Origin of the sequence: Nitrincola salilacus (assembly GCF_046271865.1) — a bacterium.
GTDB classification, from domain to species: domain Bacteria; phylum Pseudomonadota; class Gammaproteobacteria; order Pseudomonadales; family Balneatricaceae; genus Nitrincola; species Nitrincola salilacus.
Genome location: NZ_CP176580.1, coordinates 1,080,024 through 1,100,654, shown reverse-complemented (window position 1 = coordinate 1,100,654; position 20,631 = coordinate 1,080,024). Strand labels below are relative to the sequence as shown.

Annotated in this window: 20 protein-coding genes; 15 read left to right on the top strand and 5 right to left on the bottom strand. The window is 43.1% G+C overall.

The window, feature by feature from the left end; all coding sequences use genetic code 11:
- The first annotated feature begins 10 nt into the window (after nucleotides 1–10).
- The 14 genes from ACK3CJ_RS05135 to ACK3CJ_RS05070 all read left to right on the top strand — a co-directional run bounded on the left by ACK3CJ_RS05135 (nucleotide 11) and on the right by ACK3CJ_RS05070 (nucleotide 11,952).
- Entirely contained in the window at nucleotides 11–364 is a 354-nt protein-coding gene (locus ACK3CJ_RS05135) for an ISAs1 family transposase (RefSeq protein WP_409525356.1), read from the top strand.
- 179 nt (nucleotides 365–543) lie between these two features.
- Nucleotides 544–1,449, top strand: coding sequence for a glycosyltransferase family 2 protein (locus ACK3CJ_RS05130; RefSeq protein ID WP_409525355.1), 906 nt, complete (start codon nucleotides 544–546; stop codon nucleotides 1,447–1,449).
- On the top strand, nucleotides 1,436–2,347 hold the full coding sequence (locus ACK3CJ_RS05125; RefSeq protein ID WP_409525354.1) for a hypothetical protein: 912 nt from the start codon (nucleotides 1,436–1,438) through the stop codon (nucleotides 2,345–2,347). The genes ACK3CJ_RS05130 and ACK3CJ_RS05125 overlap by 14 nt, the downstream gene beginning before the upstream one ends.
- A gap of 56 nt (nucleotides 2,348–2,403) precedes the next feature.
- Nucleotides 2,404–3,177 (top strand): glucose-1-phosphate cytidylyltransferase, encoded by a 774-nt coding sequence (rfbF, locus tag ACK3CJ_RS05120; protein ID WP_409525353.1) that lies wholly within the window; start codon nucleotides 2,404–2,406, stop codon nucleotides 3,175–3,177.
- A gap of 8 nt (nucleotides 3,178–3,185) precedes the next feature.
- Nucleotides 3,186–4,250, top strand: a complete 1,065-nt coding sequence (gene rfbG / locus ACK3CJ_RS05115) for a CDP-glucose 4,6-dehydratase (RefSeq protein WP_409525352.1) — start codon at nucleotides 3,186–3,188, stop codon at nucleotides 4,248–4,250.
- A complete protein-coding gene (locus ACK3CJ_RS05110) occupies nucleotides 4,243–4,806 on the top strand; it encodes a dTDP-4-dehydrorhamnose 3,5-epimerase family protein (RefSeq protein WP_409525351.1) in 564 nt (187 codons plus the stop codon). The genes rfbG and ACK3CJ_RS05110 overlap by 8 nt, the downstream gene beginning before the upstream one ends.
- Entirely contained in the window at nucleotides 4,803–6,026 is a 1,224-nt protein-coding gene (locus ACK3CJ_RS05105; protein WP_409525350.1) for a methyltransferase domain-containing protein, read from the top strand. Before ACK3CJ_RS05110 ends, ACK3CJ_RS05105 begins: the two co-directional genes overlap by 4 nt.
- On the top strand, nucleotides 6,023–7,147 hold the full coding sequence (locus ACK3CJ_RS05100) for a DegT/DnrJ/EryC1/StrS family aminotransferase (RefSeq protein ID WP_409525348.1): 1,125 nt from the start codon (nucleotides 6,023–6,025) through the stop codon (nucleotides 7,145–7,147). Before ACK3CJ_RS05105 ends, ACK3CJ_RS05100 begins: the two co-directional genes overlap by 4 nt.
- A gap of 10 nt (nucleotides 7,148–7,157) precedes the next feature.
- Entirely contained in the window at nucleotides 7,158–7,907 is a 750-nt protein-coding gene (locus tag ACK3CJ_RS05095) for a WbqC family protein (RefSeq protein ID WP_409525347.1), read from the top strand.
- Nucleotides 7,897–8,619, top strand: coding sequence for a class I SAM-dependent methyltransferase (locus tag ACK3CJ_RS05090; protein ID WP_409525346.1), 723 nt, complete (start codon nucleotides 7,897–7,899; stop codon nucleotides 8,617–8,619). Before ACK3CJ_RS05095 ends, ACK3CJ_RS05090 begins: the two co-directional genes overlap by 11 nt.
- The gene (locus ACK3CJ_RS05085) at nucleotides 8,616–9,497 is read left to right on the top strand and encodes an NAD-dependent epimerase/dehydratase family protein (RefSeq protein ID WP_409525345.1); all 882 of its coding nucleotides are present in this window, start codon (nucleotides 8,616–8,618) and stop codon (nucleotides 9,495–9,497) included. The genes ACK3CJ_RS05090 and ACK3CJ_RS05085 overlap by 4 nt, the downstream gene beginning before the upstream one ends.
- Nucleotides 9,494–10,492 (top strand): ATP-grasp domain-containing protein, encoded by a 999-nt coding sequence (locus ACK3CJ_RS05080; protein WP_409525344.1) that lies wholly within the window; start codon nucleotides 9,494–9,496, stop codon nucleotides 10,490–10,492. The genes ACK3CJ_RS05085 and ACK3CJ_RS05080 overlap by 4 nt, the downstream gene beginning before the upstream one ends.
- Nucleotides 10,473–11,165 (top strand): metallophosphoesterase family protein, encoded by a 693-nt coding sequence (locus ACK3CJ_RS05075; RefSeq protein WP_409525343.1) that lies wholly within the window; start codon nucleotides 10,473–10,475, stop codon nucleotides 11,163–11,165. The genes ACK3CJ_RS05080 and ACK3CJ_RS05075 overlap by 20 nt, the downstream gene beginning before the upstream one ends.
- A gap of 7 nt (nucleotides 11,166–11,172) precedes the next feature.
- Nucleotides 11,173–11,952 carry a cephalosporin hydroxylase family protein gene (locus tag ACK3CJ_RS05070; protein WP_409525342.1) on the top strand — a complete coding sequence of 260 codons (780 nt, stop codon included), beginning with the start codon at nucleotides 11,173–11,175 and terminating at the stop codon, nucleotides 11,950–11,952.
- 16 nt (nucleotides 11,953–11,968) lie between these two features.
- Here the strand turns inward: ACK3CJ_RS05070 and ACK3CJ_RS05065 are convergent, their stop codons facing one another.
- The 5 genes from ACK3CJ_RS05065 to ACK3CJ_RS05045 all read right to left on the bottom strand — a co-directional run bounded on the left by ACK3CJ_RS05065 (nucleotide 11,969) and on the right by ACK3CJ_RS05045 (nucleotide 18,625).
- Complete coding sequence (locus ACK3CJ_RS05065; protein ID WP_409525340.1) at nucleotides 11,969–12,853, bottom strand: glycosyltransferase family 2 protein; 885 nt, start codon at nucleotides 12,851–12,853, stop codon at nucleotides 11,969–11,971.
- Entirely contained in the window at nucleotides 12,837–14,768 is a 1,932-nt protein-coding gene (locus ACK3CJ_RS05060) for a hypothetical protein (RefSeq protein WP_409525339.1), read from the bottom strand. The genes ACK3CJ_RS05065 and ACK3CJ_RS05060 overlap by 17 nt, the downstream gene beginning before the upstream one ends.
- 60 nt (nucleotides 14,769–14,828) lie before the next feature.
- A complete protein-coding gene (locus tag ACK3CJ_RS05055; RefSeq protein WP_409525338.1) occupies nucleotides 14,829–15,227 on the bottom strand; it encodes a pilin in 399 nt (132 codons plus the stop codon).
- Nucleotides 15,228–15,581: 354 nt separating this feature from the next.
- Nucleotides 15,582–17,000 carry a sigma-54-dependent transcriptional regulator gene (locus ACK3CJ_RS05050; RefSeq protein ID WP_409525337.1) on the bottom strand — a complete coding sequence of 473 codons (1,419 nt, stop codon included), beginning with the start codon at nucleotides 16,998–17,000 and terminating at the stop codon, nucleotides 15,582–15,584.
- Nucleotides 16,997–18,625, bottom strand: coding sequence for a sensor histidine kinase (locus tag ACK3CJ_RS05045; RefSeq protein WP_409525336.1), 1,629 nt, complete (start codon nucleotides 18,623–18,625; stop codon nucleotides 16,997–16,999). Before ACK3CJ_RS05045 ends, ACK3CJ_RS05050 begins: the two co-directional genes overlap by 4 nt.
- A 273-nt stretch (nucleotides 18,626–18,898) precedes the next feature.
- Here ACK3CJ_RS05045 and pilB point away from each other — a divergent pair, with 273 nt between their 5' ends.
- Nucleotides 18,899–20,614 carry a type IV-A pilus assembly ATPase PilB gene (gene pilB, locus ACK3CJ_RS05040; protein WP_409525335.1) on the top strand — a complete coding sequence of 572 codons (1,716 nt, stop codon included), beginning with the start codon at nucleotides 18,899–18,901 and terminating at the stop codon, nucleotides 20,612–20,614.
- Nucleotides 20,615–20,631 lie beyond the last annotated feature (17 nt).

Sequence of the window (20,631 nt, the reverse complement as noted above, 5' to 3'; positions counted from 1 at the left end):
CATGAAGAGTGTGGGGGTAGCAATCTCTTTCCGACAGGAAGGAGAAACCATCCCGGATCATGCCCAGATTCGCTACTACATTAGCTCAGAAGTTTTAACAGCGGAGCGTTTTGCGCAGGCGGTACGCCAGCACTGGCAGATAGAGAATAAATTGCACTGGTGTCTGGATGTTGGATTTAAAGAGGATGCCTGTCGGATACGTCGAGAAGATGCGGCAGAGAACTTGGCAGCCGTCAGGCATATTGCGATGAACTTCTTGAAGAGTGAGAAAACCTTCAAAGCGGGCATTCAGCGCAAACGAAAGAAGGTAGCAATGAGCTGGGAGTACCTGTCGCAAGTCTTAGAGACATGCGGGGTTTCATGATATTTCCGTGGAGGCGATGCTGGTGCATGGTGATAACATTGCGAGAAAAACCTGAGGGATATATTATTATCTACGGCAACTAAAAATACAAAAAACTACTGCAAGCCCACCTGAAAAATGAAAATAATATTCATAGTACTCATTTCAGAAATAACTAAAAAAATTCAACACAATAAATTATGAACAACAATAAAATAGATCTCGAAGAGGAAAACAGAAAACCTTTAGTTTCGATAGGAATGCCTGTTTATAACGAGTCACGATTCATACAAAGCTCACTGGACTCAATCCTTAGTCAAAGCTACAAAAACATTGAGATAATTATTTCAGACAACTTCTCAACTGACAGCACTTTTCAAATATGCTCTGATTATTCAAAAAACAATAAAAAAATAAAGCTTCACAGATTTGACAAAAACAACGGAGCTGCCGCAAACTTCGAATATGTACTTAAAAACTCAACAGGAAAATATTTCATGTGGGCCTCAGGGCATGATTTATGGAAAAATAATCTAATTGAGAAATATGTTGAACAACTAGAATTAAATCAAACAGCATCGCTGGCAATTGCATCAAACAATTGGATTTCAGAGACAGGACATAGGCTAAAAATAAAAACAAGCCATTATGACACAAGAGGGCTAGACCCTGTAGCCAGATACTTCACTGTATTCTGGGGGAGTATGAATCCAATTTTAGGTATAATCAGAAGAGAAAATATTAGTTCAAAAAGTATAACAAAAATCGTTGGCAGTGACTTGGTCTTCCTTACAAGCCTTGCACTGAATGGTGATTTCATTCATGTAAAAAATACAGAATGGAATAGAAGAGAGTTTAGAAGAGAAAAAAATTATGAAGAAAAACTAAAACGCTACAAAAGTGAAAGCTTTGGGCTTGCAACATCTCTAACCAGCAAAGCCTTTCCACTTGCGCAACTTCCATACGCCCTAATATCAAACACGCTAAGGTCAAACACACCAATAAAAATAAAAATATCCATATTATTTCTCCTGATATTTACAATGCCCATAAAATACTTCTGCGGTAAATATTTATCTAAGACACCAAACCATGATGCCGAATAAAAGAAGCCACCATGGCACCACCAATATTAAAAAAACACTAAACCTCATTAAACAAACATTTACTGTAACTGCACTTGCAGCAATCTTATATATAGCATTAAATAATCGTGATGAACTAATAACAATCTTTCTATCAGCAGAAATTATTTCACTATGCACGAGCATATTTCTATGGATATTGTTGCATATATTATCACCACTATTCACTGTATTTTCATTTAAGTTATTCGGCAACAACATTAACTACAAAAAAGCATTTATTATTCACAATAAAAGACTACCAGCAAAATACATTCCAGGAGGAATATGGCATACTGTTGCAAGAGTAAATGACTATCACAACGAAGGAGTATCTGCATCCAGTATAGGGAAGTACATTGCATTTGAAAACATAGCAGCCATTGTTATAGCACTAACTATAGGCTGTATATTGATAAGCCAAAATACTCAAGACAGCTCAATTCATTCAGCAACCACCTTATTATCAGTCATTGGAATTACTACAATTTTAACCCCTATATTGCTCAAGTTATTAAGTCATAAGTTGATGATGAATATTTCATTGAAAAAATATTATATATCAATACTTATTACAGCCGCATATTGGTCTATCGCTGCAGCGTCATTTATTTATTTCATAAAATCATTTACAAATTTGAATATTGAAACAAATTACTCAATGATCGGCGGAACCTACCTACTGTCTTGGGGAATAGGTTATATAGCCATTTTTGCGCCTCAAGGGATAGGAATTTCCGAATTGATTTCTGCATCACTTTTAAAAAATAGCATGCAAGCCGCCGGTCTAATCCCGACTATTGCTGCCTTTAGAGCAATAATTCTAATTGGTGACATTATCGCTTGGTCATCAACATTTTTTATCAAAAAACAGAATTAAAAATAAATAACCGTTAAATATATTCTTTTAAATCACTAAAGCAGTGAGGAAAAAAAATGAAAGCCGTAATTCTTGCTGGAGGGTTGGGAACACGCATCAGTGAAGAGTCACACCTCCGCCCAAAACCAATGATTGAGATCGGTGGAAAACCCATACTCTGGCATATAATGAAAATATACTCCGCCCATGGTGTTAATGATTTCATTATATGCCTAGGCTATAAGGGATATATAATAAAAGAATATTTTTCTAATTATTTTTTGCATATGTCAGACGTAACATTCGATATGAAAAACAATCGAATGGATGTCCATCACAACAGTGCTGAACCTTGGAAGGTTACACTTTTAGATACAGGCCAACACTCTTTAACAGGTGGCAGATTACTACGGGTTCGAGATTATCTTAATAATGATGAGGCATTCTGTTTTACCTATGGAGATGGCATTAGTGATGTCAACATTAAAGCATTGATTGAGTTTCATAAATCACATGGTAAGCTTGCCACAGTCACAGCCGTTACTCCTCCCGGCCGTTATGGTGCACTGAAAAGAAAAGATAACCAAGTAACTGGTTTTTCAGAAAAACCTCGCGGAGATGGAGCAACTATAAATGGAGGGTTTTTCGTGCTTTCCCCTAAAGTAATCGACTTGATAAATTCTGATCAGACAAGTTGGGAGGGAGAGCCGCTGACCCAGCTTGCCTCATCAGGTCAATTAATGGCTTATGAACATAGAGGCTTCTGGCAGCCTATGGACACCCTCAGAGAAAAAAACCTGTTAGAGGAGTTGTGGCAAAGTGGCAGTCCACCTTGGAGAGTATGGAAATGAAATGCCTTGTGAATAAATATTTCTGGCATGGCAAACGTGTACTTATAACTGGTCATACAGGTTTCAAAGGAAGCTGGTTGGCTATCTGGTTAAAAAAAAACGGTGCTGACGTTTATGGTTTCAGCTTACCTCCGAGCTCTGAGCAGTCACTCTATAATCTTGCGGGAATAGATTCACTATGCAATAGTCATATTAATGATATTCGGGATCCAGGCTCTATACTAAGCTGCATCAAAAATTTTCAACCAGAAATTATTTTTCACTTAGCTGCTCAAGCTTTTGTGCTTGCTAGCTATAAAAACCCCATAGATACTTTTTCTACTAACACCATGGGTACCGTCAACTTACTAGATGCAGTAAGATCTTGTAGTTCTACACGAGTAGTGATTTGTGTAACAACTGACAAAGTATATAAAAATAACGAATGGCCCTGGCCTTATAGAGAAACAGATAAACTTGGTGGTATAGATCCATACAGCGCGAGCAAAGCAGCAAGTGAGTTAGTTATTAAGTCATACAGAGAGTCTTATTTTAATGAAAGCAGTACAAAAGTTGCAATTGCCAGTGCCAGGGCAGGCAATGTCATAGGGGGCGGAGACTGGTCAGAAAATAGACTTATTCCTGATGCTATTCGAGCTTGGGAAAGTGGCCAGCAACTAGAAGTGCGCTCCCCTAATTCAATTCGGCCTTGGCAACACGTACTTGACTGTATGCATTCATACACATTAATGGCAGAAAAACTCTACTATAATAATAAGTTAGCTGGCGCGTATAACTTCGGCCCACCTGCTGCAGAAGCCGCTTCTGTCCGGGAAGTTGTCACAATGGCTATGGATATGTTTGGTAATGATGCCAATACGAAATTTCACCAGATCACTTCAGGCCTTCATGAAGCCTCAGAACTTAAGCTTGATACAAGCCTTGCATCTAGTCAGTTTGGAATTAAGAATCACTGGTCACTCAAAGAAACGATCGCAAAAACAATTTATTGGTATCAAGCAGCACGATCTGGAAATGATGCACTTGAGCTTTGTAATAACGATATAAATGCCTATGAGAAATATAATGAGTAACTTTGAATTTATATCAACATCACTGGCAGGTGTAGTTAAAGTCAAGTACTCAAGGAAGGTTGATTGTAGAGGGTTTCTTAGTAGATTATTTTGTATTGAAGAACTGTCTTCAGCAGGCTGGTACTCACCAGTTGCCCAAGTAAATTTCACGAAAACTCAATCAATAGGTACTATTCGTGGTATGCATTTTCAATATCCACCTTTTGCCGAGATGAAGTTGATTACCTGTATTCATGGAGCTGTTTGGGATGTGGCACTTGATCTTCGTCCCTCCTCTCCAACATTTCTTCAATGGCATGCAGAAACTTTATCAGATGAGAATCTGACGGCATTATTAATTCCTGAGGGAGTGGCCCATGGCTTTCAAGCAACAGAAAGTGAAACTGAACTTGTCTATTTTCATTCTGCTCCTTATCATCCAAATGCAGAGGCTGGTATAAATCCGCTTGATCCAAGGCTTGCTATTAATTGGCCACTTGATGTCAACAACCTTTCAGAACGTGATAAGGGCCTTCCCTACATCAATAGTGATTTTAAAGGGGTGCTCTTGAAATGAAGTGCAGGCATTGCGGTACAACTATACATACTACCTTTCTTGACTTGGGATCCACCCCTCCTTCTAACGCATATATAAATGCAAATGATTTGAGTAAACCTGAAATTACTTTTCCGTTACGGGTGCTGGTCTGTGAAGAGTGCTGGCTAGTTCAAACAGAGGACTTTGCCCGCGCAGATGACTTGTTTACTTCTGATTATGCCTACTATTCCAGTACCTCCAGTAGTTGGCTAGAACATGCAAGTAATTACTGCACAATGATCTGTGACCATCTAAGGTTAGATAAATCAAGCATGGTGATTGAAATTGCCTCAAATGACGGTTATCTGCTGAGAAATTTTGTTTCTTCTGGTATCCCATGTTTAGGCATTGAACCTACACAGGGTACAGCCGAGATGGCGAGGAAGATAGGAATTCCAGTTTTGTCCAAGTTTTTCAGCCAGCATCTGGCTGAAGAGCTTGTAGCCAAAGGACAACAGGCAGATCTAGTCATTGGGAATAATGTCTATGCCCATGTGCCGGATATTAATGATTTTACAAAAGGTATAAAAACACTGCTTAAGTTTGGTGGAACAGCTACCATGGAATTTCCACATTTGATGGAGTTGCTGAAATTCAACCAGTTCGATACAATTTATCATGAACATTTTTCCTATCTTTCACTGCTTGCTGTACAGCGAATCATAAAAAATGCAAATTTACGTATCCATGATATTGAACAACTTCCAACCCATGGGGGCAGCCTCAGGATATATATTAGCCATGCAGCTGATCCGCGGCGTATTTCTAAAAATGTAATCGATATTGAACGCCAAGAACAAGAGCAAGGGCTGGACAAACTGGAAACCTATTTACAGTTTCAAAACCGAGCTGACAAAGTCAAAAATGACTTACTTAACTTTCTCATTGAGCAGAATGAACAAGGCAAAAAAGTGGTAGCATATGGGGCTGCTGCCAAAGGCAATACTCTGCTCAACTATGCCAAGATCAAGTCTGATCTTCTTCCTTTTGTCTGTGATGCTGCACTAGCAAAACAAGGTAAGTACTTACCTGGAAGCAAAATTCCGATATATCATCCTGATATACTAAGAGCAGAAAAGCCTGACATTGTATTGATTCTTCCTTGGAATATAGCTTCTGAAGTCATGCAATATACTAATTATATCCGAGAGTGGAATGGACAATATGCCATCGCTATTCCTTCTATGGAGATTCTATGAATCATCGTATTTATTATACTAAACCATCTATTACTGCTCTCGAAGTAGGCTATGCTACTGATGCTGCACAAAATGGTTGGGGTGATCATTGCTACGAATACATACATCGTTTTGAAGAGGCATTTAGCACCCATTTATCTGTGAATTATGCTATAGCAACTTCAAGCTGTACTGGAGCACTCCATATGGGTATGGCTGCACTCGGTATTGGCCATGATGATGAAGTCATTTTGGCGGACTCAAACTGGATTGCCACAGCCGCTCCTATAGTGCACTTGGGAGCAAAACCGATCTTTGTTGATATTCTTCCAGACACTTGGTGTATAGATCCAGAAAAAGTAGAAAAAGCTATCACACCCAAAACGAAAGCCATTATTGCAGTTCATTTATATGGAAACCTATGTGATATGAATAGGCTTCTTGCAATCGGTAATAAGTACGGCATCCCGGTTATTGAAGATGCTGCTGAAGCTATAGGATCGCTATATCATGGTCAGAGAGCAGGCTCCATGGGCATATTTGGAGTCTTTTCGTTTCATGGTTCCAAGACTCTGACCACTGGAGAAGGTGGTATGTTTGTCACAAACGACCATGAACTCTATGAACGTACTCTTACATTCAGCAACCATGGCAGAGCAAGTAGTCAGACTAAGCAGTTTTGGGCGGACCTAGTGGGTTTTAAGTATAAAATTTCCAATATACAAGCGGCTATAGGATGTGCTCAAATGGAGCGAATTGACGATCTAATAGCTGGCAAAAAAAGGGTGTTCAAAATTTACCATAAGGGACTCATGGATCTACCTGGTATTTCCATGAATCCTGAGCCGCCGGGTACAGAAAACGGGTTCTGGATGCCTACAATTGTTTTTGATACAGACATAGGGGTAACACGAGAATTACTGCAATCAAAACTTCAGGCGGAGGGGGCTGATGCACGTGTATTTTTCCACCCTCTGTCCAGCTTACCAATGTTTACCCCGGTGCACGAAAACAAAATCGCGTATGGAATTCCGACACGAGCTATCAATCTACCTACATATCACGATATTTGCTCAAGCGAATTGAAACGAGTAATAGCCGCAGTGCGTTCGATAATAAGCCCAAATGCAGGTATATGCTGAGATAATAATCATGACCTGTGTAGTAATCTCTCAACCAATGTATTTTCCTTGGCCCGGAATATTAGAACAATACAGACTATGTGACACATTTATCTATTACGACGACGTACAGTTCTCTCGAGGATTTTTTAATAGAGTACAGATCAAGACAGCTGGTGGAAGAAGATGGTTGACCGTTCCGTTACTCGATTGGCACCGTGGACAACTAATCCAAGAAGTATATATCGACAATAGTCAGGACTGGAAGCGAAAGCAACGTGATCAGTTACGTCAAGCCTACGCTGGAGCCCCCTTCAAGGCCGATATGTTAGATCTGGTTGATGCTGTATTTTCGCGCAACTATCATACAATCGGGGAGCTTGCTCAAGAGTCGACCGAGGCTCTAGTCCGCTACTTCCCTCCCATCAGTAAAGATACTTTTATGTTAAGGTCTTCTGAACTCAGTGTTACAGGGGCTAGTACAGAAAGACTGATTAATCTATGCAGGTCGCTTGGGGCAAACCAATACCTGACAGGGCATGGAGCCCGTAATTACCTTGAACACGAGCGCTTCGAGCAGCAAGGTATAAATGTATCATATATCGATTACGGTGTAGATGAGTATACTCAGCTACATGGTCCTTTCACACCCTATGTTAGTTCTCTCGACTTAATAGCTAATTGTGGACAAGCAGGTATTGAGCAAATCAATGGCAACTTACAACCCTGGCGTAATTTTATCAAGCAGGCTGATCAATCACAGGTGAATCATGAAGAATGATCTAAATGATGTATCCTCAGAATATCGTCCAAATGCGGTAACTGAAATTGAAAACCGTCTTATCCTGAATTGGTACCCTCACCGCATCATCCAACGATTCGGGCATTCAACCTCCCTACTTGAGCTAGGTCTCGGCCATGGATATACCGCCCACATCTTTATAGAGGCCAGTGATCGATATGTAGTAGTAGATGCTGCATCTATTGTTATTGACCAATTCAGGCAGGGCTCACCGGATTTTCGTGGAGAAATTGTAGAGTCTTATTTTGAAGAATATACACCCAACTCACCATTCGATGTAATCGTAATGGGCTTTATTCTGGAACATGTCGATGATCCCCACATGATTCTTACACGATATCGTGACTTCCTAACTCCAGGTGGAAAATTATATGTTACCGTACCAAATGCGAAATCTATGAATCGGCGTTTGGGACTAGAACTTGGTGTAATAGACGATATCTATAGCTTAAATACAAACGATCTTGCGCTTGGCCACCAGCGCCAGTATTGTCGTGAAACCCTTACGGAGACTGTTACACGTGCTGGTTATCGAATAACATACGAGGAAGGCATTTATCTCAAACCACTTCCACTCTCAGTGTTAAAAACTCTCGATGATTTTGACGAGAACCTTCAGGCAATGCTTAATGTTGGTATTGAGTTTCCAGATCTATGTGTTGGCCTGTTGATGGAGCTCGAATCAAAGTGAAACGCGTGGTAGTACTTGGCGCTAGCTCAATGCTTGGTCGTGAGGTAGTGCGACAACTTAAATCATACGAAATTGAAGTTATTCAAGCTGGCCGTAGTGCTGACATGGATATCATAGTAAGTCATGGATCCGGTAAGTCACCCATTTTTTCCATACAATGCAACGCTGACGTATTAATCCACTGCACAGCGGCATTTGGCAACGATGACTTAGAAGGAATTCGTCTCAATATTGCGGTAAATATTGGCAGTGCGGTCGATGTCATAGAGATCGCGACAAAGATGAGTATAAACCGTATCGTCTATGCTGGTTCACTTTCGTCGGACCCTAGTTGTGAGCCAGACAAAGCAATGAGTTCCTACGGTATGAGTAAACTTAACTGTGAGAATATTCTTAACTGGTCTACCATCAGACGTGGGGGTAGCTTTTGTAGCTTGCGATTAACTCAGCTCTTGGACACTGATGGCGACTGCTGTCGACATCAACCATGGTTCGGTCGAATTGTCGCTTACGCATCACAAGGTCTTACTCTTCGGATTCCAGCCTCAAATGGAACTAGAAATTTTCTTCATATTTCTGATGCCGCACGTATATTGATTGCAGCAGCTAATAGCGACTTTTCAGGCTACATACCGATTATACATCCAATTAATATTGACTTACACACACTCGCTATAGAAGCGTTCACTATATTTGGCCAAGGCGGGGAAGTAGTTGTAGATCCCAAAAAGACACCATTTAGAATGATTACTTTCCCACATGATACATCTATGCGCGATATATTAGGGATTAAGCCACAGCTCAGCACTGTAGAAGTCTTACATATGATTCGGGATGCAGGTACAGCATGCCGCTTTGGCCCACTGGATGTGCAATGAAACATTCAGAATACTGCTTAAGCATTGTAGTAACAGGGGTTGGAGCTATCATCGGACAAGGCATAATCCGTAGTCTCCGCCACTCAACCTACAATGTTCGGATCATCGGAGTCGACCGCAACCCTCGCACAGCCGGAACCTATTTATGTGACGAATTTGAGGTAAAACCCAGTGTTGACGAGACTGATAGCCTCTATTTAGATTTTTGGAAAAAACTCATAAGCAAGTATGATATTGCATTAATTCTACCAGGCCTTGAGCAGGATATGTATTTTCTTAATACTCAGCGCTCATGGTTTGATGGACTGGGTACAGCTGTTGCATTGAATTCTGCAACTTTGATCGATCAAACATCAGATAAATGGATATTTGGAGAAATTCTTACATCAATTGGATACACAACAATCCCCTCAGTATGCACTAATAATTGGCAAGAGATGAACAACGCACTCGGACCGCCACCATTTTTACTTAAGCCACGCCACGGGAATGGTTCTCGTGGCATCATAAAGATCGAAGATCCAGACGACATAGTTTACTGGAATAAAAAAATGGTAGTACCGTGGATGCTTCAACGCATCGTTGGGAATGATGAACAGGAATTTACTGTTGGAGTTTTCGGGTTAGGAAATGGGCAGTACTTGGGACCAATCATTTTTCGCCGCCGTTTGTCTGCTATGGGTAATACTATAGAAGCGGAAGTTTCGCGAAATACTTTGATTAGTACCGCAGTGTTACAGCTGTGCACACACTTCAAGCCAATAGGGCCAACCAATCTACAGTTTCGAATCGAAGGGGATATAGCTTACCTCCTTGAAATCAACCCGCGCTTTTCAAGTAGTAATTCACTACGAAGTGCTTTTGGTTTCAATGAAGCAGAAATGGCCATCGATTACTACGTACATGGCCGAGAGCCAACTACTCCTAATATAATAGATGGTGTAGCATGGCGTTACATAGAGGATTGGATAATACATGCTGGCCATACTTTCTGATATTCATGCAAATCTACCCGCATTAGAGGCCGTGCTCGCTGACGCGCATAAACGTGGATGTAAACGGTTCATATCTCTTGGAGATGTGGTCGGTTATGGCGCGCAGCCAGGCGAATGTATCGATCTATTAAAATCACTTGGTGCAATTAACATCTTAGGCAACCATGATAGTTATATAGTTTTCAAAAATGACTGCCCCCGATCAAAAAAAGTATCTCAAATTATTACCTATCAACGCGCCTTACTCACTCCACAACAGATTGAGTGGTTAAGTCAATCGCCCCGTTTCCTATGTGAAGGTAACCTCATGTTCGTGCATGGAGGTCCAGATGATCCATGTGATCAGTACCTATACACAGTTTCACGCAGCACGGTGCCTGAAGATATTCGCTGGCTGTTCTCAGGCCATACACATGTGCAGATTATGGCTGATTTCACAGATCGTAGTTACTGTAATCCGGGCTCGGTTGGCCAACCCCGTGATGGTGACTGCCGCGCAGCATATGCTATTCTGGACGGCGAATCTGTTCAGCTTCATCGAGTCGTGTATGATATCGACCGCGCAGCCTCGGCAATGATCGCAGCTGGTTTCGAACCATTTTATTACGAAAACCTCTATGTAGGTGCTCAGATAGGTGGACGCATAGATCAAATTGATATCATCAAAGACTGAGAAATAAATGGACCAAATTGAGCTTTTTCAACAGCAAGTTCAGCAAAATATAGAGCGTCTGGCAAACGACACTTCATTACATAAACTTTCACTTGAATGGATTCTAAAGGCTGGAACTGTAGGTGCTTATGCATATAACTTCCAATGGCTTGGTCGTCCGATAATTCAGTGTCCACAAGATATGGTCGCAATGCAGGAACTTATCTGGCAGATTAAGCCAGACTTGATCATTGAGACTGGAATAGCGCATGGTGGCTCGCTCATTATGAATGCCTCACTACTTGCGTTACTTGATATTTGCGATGCAATTGAGGCGGATACTACACTAAATCCTGCTAAATCAGAGCGCAAAGTATTAGGAATTGACATCGATATTCGCGCGCACAACCGTACGGCAATCGAGGCCCATCCAATGTCATCGCGAATTCAAATGATTGAAGGCTCGAGCATTGCACCCGAAGTAGTTGAACAAGTCCACACGATTGCTAAAGATTATAAGTGTATACTGGTATGCCTTGACAGCAACCATACTCACGACCATGTACTAGCAGAACTAAAAATGTATGCACCACTTGTTTCACAAGGAAGCTACTGTATTGTTTTTGATACGCTTATTGAAGACATGCCTGACAGCACATTTCCTGACCGCCCTTGGGGATCAGCAAATAACCCTAAAACAGCAGTAAGAGAATATCTAAAAAACAATCAGGAATTCGAAATTGATAAAAATGTTCAAAATAAATTATTAATAACAGTTGCGCCAGATGGATATTTGAGGCGCAAGTAAAAACAAATTGTATATTTTAATCATCAGCACTATCACTATCTTTATAAATAAGCTGCGTAATTTGCTCCGAAACCAAACCAATCAAAAAAATAGTAACTGCTGCAGTTAACATAAATATTGTTACTATTGAAAGTCTAGCATCTGTCGAAAATGTATAAAAATAGTAAGATAGCCCTAAAACTGCATGCAATAAGGATATAGGGAAAAATATTTTTAAAGGTGAATACAGCGTACCAATCTTAAAAATAATTAGCAAAAACCGTATGCCATCTTTCAGTAGCTTGATATGGCTTTTTCCAACACGCTTAGCAGCAATAATTGGAACATAAGAAACTGAGTAACCCGCTCGAAAAAAAGCCATTGTGCATGTTGTAGGGTACGAGAACCCATTTGGTAACAAGTACAAAAATTCTCGGAATTTTTTTGCACGTACAGCTCTATAGCCTGACGTCAGGTCCTCGATTCTATGACCTGTTATGTAGCTTGAAAAGCTGTTATAAAATTTGTTTGCGATTCCTCTACCCACACTAGCTTGAGAGGAGCTGTTTCTCGCCCCAACAGCCATGTCATACCCCTCATAAACCTTTTCCAGTAACCTTGGTATATCATTAGGGTCATGCTGACCATCGGCATCCATAAAAACAATGACATCTCCTTTGGCAGCTCTTGCACCAGACTTTATTGCCGCTCCGTTCCCTTTAGAATACTTGTGAGCTATTACAGTAGCACCAGCCTCAGCAGCATTCTTAAATGTGCTATCATTCGATCCATCATCAACAACAATAACTTCTATATCATTCAGTACCTTTTTAATCCCGCTAACGACTATACCAATGCTACTCTCTTCATTTTTAGCGGGTATAACAACCGAAATTTTATAATTTTTATTCACCATTTTCATATAGACCATTGATTTGATTAAACTGAATATCCCAAGCAATACGCTTAGCAGGATTAAATGGTCTACTGTTTTCCATCAAGCTTATCATTTCAGCTACCTTTGTATCATTTCCACTTTTGTAATAATAGTTCATTATCTCAGAATAAATAGGAAACTTTTTACTAATTTCGAAAGCTTTCATGATATGTTTTTCTGCAGCAAACAAATCGCCATTTAATTTAGAGAATCTATACAACATGTGATGCACTGAAGAGGCATAACCAGACACCTTCATTAGCTCTTCATTTTTCATCAATGCCGACATTAATTTTTCGACATCATCTAAACCAATGGCGGAGCACTCTCCTGCACTATAGCTATCAAGTAAATTCATAGGTAGCTTCAACAATGCACTGCTAGGCAAAGCGCTTGGTATTTTATCAACAACTTCTTCCAGTCGAACCTTAATTCTCCCTCTATCTTCACCTTCGTTTACATAGCAAGACAAAGATAGAGACTCCATTCTGGTGATTATACAGCTTTCACATCTGAATGATGCCTCATCAAAGATACCTATTAGACTTCCAACAGATGCACCATTTTCTTGCAGCACTATCGCATAATTATTTGCTGCCCGTGCAGAGGCAGGGTTTAGATCAAACCAAATTTGCGCTGATGTTTCGTGATCACTCCACAAAATCGCTAGCTGATTTGATGAAAAAGCTATTATGAGAATATAAACTGGCAGAAATACTAGTGAAAGTTTACTCAGATTATTAATCAAAAAAACAAACCACACAAAGAGAATGACAATCCCTAATGAAGCAATATAATTCCTATGTTCAAAATACAGTTCAAGCATTAAGAACGTAGATTCTGATGAATGGGCCAAAAAATAAAAAACAATTGAAAACATAATTATAGGTACTTTTTTTCTTACAACATAAGCACCACAGAACAAAGCAAGCCAAGAGAATAACGACACTATAAACTTAAAATCATTGTATAAAACAACATCATAACCATCATGAAATGGATGGTAATAAAAAACATCTGGAATGAATGTATAAAACACATACTCAAATAGAATTACAGACTGAGTTGTCAATCTATCAAGAGGTGAATATCCCCTAATCCCTGCTACTTCAAACCAATTACCGCCAAGATAAGCCATATACACATATATAAACAATACCAAGACCCACAATACAGATCTTCGCATAAAGCGTACTGAATAGCGTACACCCTTATCTGTTGCATGATAACTACACTTACTATCTTTAAACCAAAAATAATCTATCAACAGCGCTAGAGGAATTAAAAGCGCACCACTTTCTTTAGATAAAGTAGCGAGTAATGAAAAAACCATTAATGCACTTAAAGAAACAAAAATCCCTTTCTTACTTGATTCAAATCTAGTCAATAAATATATATATACAATCAAGCCTAAAAAAACAAAAAAACCACTTAAAACAGCCATCCTTTGAATAGGGATAAATATTGCTGGAAAGTTAATTGGTGACAATCCCCAGATAACTGAAACTGCAATAGAGAAATAGTACTTCCTCTTTCCATAAAAACCCAATCTGCTACCAATAAGATTTGAAAAAATAAAAACAAGAATCACATTAAGCATGTGAATTAACAAATTCAAATGCAATATTTCACCTATATTTTCAACCCAACCTCCTGCATGAATTATAAACGAGGCCAGAGATAAAGGCCGACCAATCGGGCCAGCTTCACCAGAAAAAATAAATACTAAAGCAGTTCTAAAATCATGAACGGAGTTTAATGGCGATAGGTTATGATAGTCGTCATAATAGCCTCTCCCATAAACACCGGGATAAAGCAAACCATACATAACCGCCAGACATAAAAGCAAAAGCAGTAGTTTAAGTAATAGATGATTGTACCTACTGCTTAATAAAGCCATTTCATACCTCATAAAAAAAACAACCCGCATTTGCGGGTTGTTTTATAGGGCCGAATTTTATTAGCGGCATGAGCCTGGAACAAAGTTAGCTGGAGATCCTGTACAAGCCCACGTAACACTTCCAAGGGTCGATACCCATGTAGGTGTTAAAGTAATTACAGTACTACCTGCTGCAGCGGTACCTGTTACTTGAACCACACCAGTCGCACTGTTTAACGTAGCAGCCGATACAAAACCACCTGTTCCTGGTGCTACGCACCCTCCAGCATCAACAGCCCCACCAAGCTGAGACTGTTCAGTAACGCAGGTACGGGCCGCTGAGGCTGATAAAACAAGCTCAGAAACGCGTGCTCGGGTTGTATAATCCTGATAAGCCGGCAGCGCGATCGCAGCCAGAATACCGATGATCGCCACGACGATCATCAACTCAATGAGTGTAAAACCTTGTTGTCTTTTCATGTTATTTCTCCAGCGAGTTTAACAATCCGTTTTGTGGCCATACATCGTTGTCCACCTAACTTGATTTGATACTAGGTTATGCTTCAGTTGCTGTCCATATCCTTTTAAACCCGAAGCTGATCTGGCTCAAGCCAGTAGCGCTGTAATGCTTGGAACTTCTATCCTACACGTATCAAGCAATATTTGAGCCAACCATTACAAAACTGACCGAAATAAAATTAACCCATTGTAATAAATATATTTATTTAAATGATAATTAATTTTACCAAGCGATAGACTTACTAAAAGTAACATTATTCCGCACCGCGATATGACAATTTTTGTCACATTCATGACCTGGTGCGTCACCCTTACTTACTCCATCTCCAACTTTTTCAGCCGGTAGCGCAACGCACGAAATGAGATGCCCAGCCGTTTGGCTGCTGCTGTTTTGTTGTGGCCACTGCTTTGCAAGGCATCATTAATCAGCTTGCGCTCGATGCTCTCCATATAAGCCTCAAGGCCGACCTGCTCCACCAGCGCCTCATCCGGGATCAACTCATCCAGATCAAAAGGGCTGCTGATCAGTTGTGCTGCTGGTGTGATGGGTGGCTGTTCATGATGGTTATTCTTATCAAGCAACAGGTCGTCTGCCTCTATCACTGCGCCTTCGCAGAGTGTCAAGGCTCGCTCCAGGATGTTCTCGAGCTGTCGGACATTACCCGGGAAGCTGTATTGGTGTAGCTCACTTCTGGCACCCGCACTCAGCTCCGGTACTTGTATCTCCATTTTTTGTGCAAGGTAATGAATAAAGTGATCCGCCAGCAGCGGTATATCTTCTGGGCGCTCTCTTAACGACGGCACATGCAGCTCTATCACATTGATCCGATAATACAGATCCTCACGAAAGCGCTTTTCCGCTACCTGTTGCGACAGATCCTTATGCGTAGCGCTCAATATGCGCACATCGACATGCACCTCCGTCTGCGATCCAACTGGTCGCACCACCTTTTCCTGTATCGCGCGCAGGAGTTTAACCTGCATGCCCAGCGGCAGGTCGGCGACCTCATCCAGAAACAAAGTGCCGCCGTCTGCACTCTGGAATAACCCATCCTTATCCGCATAGGCACCGGTAAAGCTGCCTTTTTTGTATCCGAAAAGTTCGCTTTCCATCAGTTCAGCGGGAATCGCTCCGCAGTTCACGGCCACAAATGGCTGCTCTGCGCGTGGCCCTTGTGCATGTATCAGGCGCGCTACCAGTTCTTTACCTGTGCCTGACTCGCCGCTGATATAGACAGGTGCCTGGCTGCGCGCCAGTTTGCGGATGGTATGACGTATCGATTCGATCGGTGCAGAGCGGCCAAGCAGTTGCAAGCAATCATTACTGGCTGGAACTTCGTCTGACTCTGCCTGCTCACCCAGCAGCAGTGCTGAGCGAACCAGGTTTCTCAGCGTGGGCAGTTCAACAGGCTTGTTGAGAAAATCAAACGCTCCCGCTTTGAGTGCATCAATAGCGGATTGCATATTGCCATGCGCGGTAATCATCGCGACCGGTAGATTAGGCCGCGTGCGTTGGATATGGCGGATAAGATCAATGCCGTTGCCATCCGGCAGACGCATATCCACCAGACACAACTGAAAGGTGTCACGACTCAGCGCGTCTCTGGCCTGCTGCAAGTCGCCAGCTTCGGTGCAGGTGATATCCATACGGGACAAGGTGATACCCAGCAGTTCGCGGATATCAGGCTCATCATCCACAATCAGTACACGTCTGGTTGCTTTGTTATCACTCATTCCTGCTTCCTGTCGATCTGCTGTGCCGGGAATAGTAGCCGAAAATGTCCGCCGCCGTCCTCTTTACCGATATAGCGCAACTGTGCCAGGTTGAACTCCGCCAGTTCCCGACACAGATACAGCCCCAACCCGACTCCCCGGCCATCGGTAGTAAAAAATGGCTCAAACAACTGATCAATATGCTGCTTAGCCACTCCCGGCCCAGTATCGATCACATCAATAAAACCGTGTTTGCCACCAAACCAGGCACAGCTCAGCACCACTTCAGACTGACCAGCAGCAGGCTTACTGTAACGCAGAGCGTTATCACACAGGTTACTGATAATCTGATTCAAATGGATCGGATCAAACCACACCTGCATATTCTCCGGCACCGGCTCCAACAGGATGCGACCTCGCGCTTCGGAGCGCGTATAGTAGTAATCACGCAGAAAATGATTCAGCCAGGCATCCAGCGTAATCAGTTCAGGCTGAGTTTTATCACGCTTGCCCAGTTGCAGGATGCTCTCAACAATACTGTTAACCCTTTTCGACTGCTCGCTGATGATCTGTGTCAGGCGCTTATCTGCTGCATCCAGTGCTGGTGATTCTGCCAACAACGCACCTGCATGGCTGATCGCCCCCAAGGGATTGCGAATTTCATGGGCTATACTGCCCGTTAAGCGCCCCAGTGCAGCCAGCTTTAGCTGCTGTGCTTCGCGACTGGTGGCATCTGCCTCTTCCAGGAAAATCAACGTGGGGCTCTCCTGTCCTTTATCCATAGCAACCAGATTTATCAATAACTTCTGCCGCCCGGTATTGATCAGAAAGCGCTGTCGCCCTTCCCTTTGCATCTGCTTCCAGCGTTGAAGCTCTTGCGTCAGTTCGCCTGAGTAATCATCAAGTTCTGCAAGTTTCGGCAGCCTCGGTTCGCCGAAAAGACGCCAGGCGGCATTGTTGATAAAGCGCACCTGCCCATCGGGATCCACCACCATCACCCCCACTTCCATCTGCTCTATGATGTAGTCGGTCAGTTGCGCCATATCGGCCAGATCTATGCCACGCTGCCGAGCCAAAGCTTCACTGGCCGTGGCTCGACTGGCCAGCACTTGCGCCATGATGGCCGTGGCAAACAGCGCAAGACCGAGCATGCCGGCCAGTGGATAGTTGACATGATGATCCAGCCCAACCAACACGCTATAGAGTTGCTCTGCCAATACTGCCAGGGTCGCGACCGCGGCGAAAAAACCTGATTGCCGCCCTGTTACCATGGTGCTGACAATCGCGATACTGACTACCAGCAGCATTCCGACACCACTGTCGACTCCGCCGCTGGCATGCATCAATACGACTATAATCAGTATATCTGCCCCGATATGAGCACTGGCCTGCAGTAGATAGCGTGGCCAGCGCAGCCACAATGGCACTATCGCGGCAAAACCAAAAATGAGGTACGCAAGACTTGCCTGGCGGAAGAGTTGTTCAGAGGTGCTGGCCAGTGGCTCCTGATGAAACCCGAAGTGGATCAGAAACACAAACAGCGCCGCCAGAAACACACGATAAGTATTAAAAATACGCAAAGGTCGCCAGGTTCTGGAGAAATCATCCATACTTGAGGGATCAGGTGTCTTCTGTCGAATGGTCATATCAGTACCTGATGATGCCGGGTTGTGATTGAGAGGAGACAAGACTTACGCTGTTTTTCCGTCAAACAACCTTTTAAAAAGCATGTCATTATATTACTGTTCAAGGAATCCTGAGACCTAACTGTGACTTAAGCCGACTCCAGAGTGATCATAATGACTTTTGCTGTGTTGAGGCGCAACCTGTAAAGGGCTGGCCAGTTCATTGATAACTGGAGAGATCTGTGTTTTGATTGCAATACTCTGTATCTTAAAAAGAGAATCGTGGGAGTGCAGGTGACACAAGGCGTTCAACCCTTAAGTGGACTGGCCAAGAGACTGGTGCAGGATGGGGCCCTTTCAGCCGAAGTCGCAGCTGATGCCGTGGCCAAATCCCGTCAGGAAAAAGAGCCGTTTGTCAGCTATATCATCAAACAGCGCCTGATCAGTGCTCACCGTGCCGCATCTGCCGCTTCGGAAGAGTTTGGCCTGCCTCTGCTTGATCTTGATACCATCCCCGGCGACACACTCCCCAAAGGCCTGGTGGCCGAATCTCTGATTAACAAACATCAGATGCTACCTCTGATGAAGCGTGACAACCGCCTTTATGTCGCGGTGGCCGATCCGACCAATATGCAGGGTGTGGATGAGATCAAGTTCCACACTGGCGTAACTACCGAAGTGGTCATCGTTGAGCAGGATAAGCTGGCACACAAGCTTGAGAAATACCTGGATGAGCAGAGCGATGCGCTGGGCGAGCTGGACGATGCCGACCTTGATAATATTGATATCGATGACGGCTCGACAAAGCGCGAAGAGGAGCAGACCGCCGAGGATGCCGCCAGTGATGCGCCCATCGTCAGGTTTATCAACAAAGTATTGATGGATGCGATCAAGACCGGCGCTTCAGATATTCACTTTGAACCTTACGAGAAAACCTATCGGGTGCGCTGTCGTATCGACGGGATTCTGCAGGTGGTGCACAAACCCCCGTTGAATCTCGCCTCACGCCTGGGAGCACGACTCAAAGTGATGTCACAGATGGATATCTCTGAGCGGCGCATGCCTCAGGATGGACGCATCAAACTCAAGATCTCGAAGAACCGCTCCATCGATTTCCGTGTCAACAGCCTGCCCACCCTTTGGGGTGAGAAGATCGTGCTGCGTATTCTGGACCCCGGCAGCGCAAAAATCGGCGTGGAGGCACTGGGCTTTGAACCGGATCAGCGGGAAATCTATCTCAAGACGCTGGATCAGCCTCAGGGGATGATTCTGGTGACGGGCCCGACCGGTTCAGGTAAAACCGTAACTCTCTACACTGGCCTGAATATTCTGAACAACTCGGAGCGTAATATTTCCACCGCCGAGGACCCCGTCGAAATCAATATGGATGGGATCAACCAGGTACATGTGAATAACAAGGTAGGCCTGACCTTTGCTGAGGCGCTGCGTGCGTTTTTGCGTCAGGACCCCGATGTAGTGATGGTGGGTGAGATCCGAGATCTTGAAACCGCCGAAATCGCGATCAAAGCGGCTCAGACCGGTCATATGGTACTGTCGACACTGCATACCAACAGTGCCCCGGAAACACTGACTCGTCTACGTAATATGGGTGTACCGGCATTTAACGTTGCAACCTCGGTCAGTTTGATCATTGCTCAGCGCCTTGGCCGACGTTTGTGTGAGTCCTGCAAGAGGCCATCTTCTGTTCCTGAGGCTACACTGTTGGAAGAGGGCTTTACCGCCGATCAGATCCCCAACCTTCATCTGTTCGAAGCCAATCATGAGGGCTGCCAGAAATGCAACAAGGGATATAAGGGTCGTGTCGGTATCTATGAGATGCTGGCGATGTCTCCCGAGATCGCCGAATGCATCATGGAGAACGGAACATCATTGGATATTCTGCGTGTTGCACGCCAGCAAGGCTTTAAAACCCTGCGCCAATCTGCCCTGATCAAGGTGGCCAGCGGCGTGACCAGCCTTGAAGAGATGAACCGCGTAATCAAAACCTGACGGCGGAAGTGAAGCAC

Bases quoted from the DNA above. Each gene is read 5' to 3' on its own strand.
- ACK3CJ_RS05125 (WP_409525354.1), top strand. From the start codon at position 1,436: ATGATGCCGAATAAAAGAAGCCACCATGGCACCACCAATATTAAAAAA.
- ACK3CJ_RS05075 (WP_409525343.1), top strand. From the start codon at position 10,473: ATGCTGGCCATACTTTCTGATATTCATGCAAATCTACCCGCATTAGAG.
- rfbF (WP_409525353.1), top strand. From the start codon at position 2,404: ATGAAAGCCGTAATTCTTGCTGGAGGGTTGGGAACACGCATCAGTGAA.
- ACK3CJ_RS05100 (WP_409525348.1), top strand. From the start codon at position 6,023: ATGAATCATCGTATTTATTATACTAAACCATCTATTACTGCTCTCGAA.
- ACK3CJ_RS05045 (WP_409525336.1), bottom strand. From the start codon at position 18,625: ATGACCATTCGACAGAAGACACCTGATCCCTCAAGTATGGATGATTTC.
- ACK3CJ_RS05095 (WP_409525347.1), top strand. From the start codon at position 7,158: ATGACCTGTGTAGTAATCTCTCAACCAATGTATTTTCCTTGGCCCGGA.
- ACK3CJ_RS05105 (WP_409525350.1), top strand. From the start codon at position 4,803: ATGAAGTGCAGGCATTGCGGTACAACTATACATACTACCTTTCTTGAC.
- ACK3CJ_RS05060 (WP_409525339.1), bottom strand. From the start codon at position 14,768: ATGGCTTTATTAAGCAGTAGGTACAATCATCTATTACTTAAACTACTG.
- ACK3CJ_RS05090 (WP_409525346.1), top strand. From the start codon at position 7,897: ATGAAGAATGATCTAAATGATGTATCCTCAGAATATCGTCCAAATGCG.
- ACK3CJ_RS05110 (WP_409525351.1), top strand. From the start codon at position 4,243: ATGAGTAACTTTGAATTTATATCAACATCACTGGCAGGTGTAGTTAAA.
- ACK3CJ_RS05080 (WP_409525344.1), top strand. From the start codon at position 9,494: ATGAAACATTCAGAATACTGCTTAAGCATTGTAGTAACAGGGGTTGGA.
- ACK3CJ_RS05055 (WP_409525338.1), bottom strand. From the start codon at position 15,227: ATGAAAAGACAACAAGGTTTTACACTCATTGAGTTGATGATCGTCGTG.
- ACK3CJ_RS05130 (WP_409525355.1), top strand. From the start codon at position 544: ATGAACAACAATAAAATAGATCTCGAAGAGGAAAACAGAAAACCTTTA.
- ACK3CJ_RS05050 (WP_409525337.1), bottom strand. From the start codon at position 17,000: ATGAGTGATAACAAAGCAACCAGACGTGTACTGATTGTGGATGATGAG.
- ACK3CJ_RS05070 (WP_409525342.1), top strand. From the start codon at position 11,173: ATGGACCAAATTGAGCTTTTTCAACAGCAAGTTCAGCAAAATATAGAG.
- ACK3CJ_RS05065 (WP_409525340.1), bottom strand. From the start codon at position 12,853: ATGAAAATGGTGAATAAAAATTATAAAATTTCGGTTGTTATACCCGCT.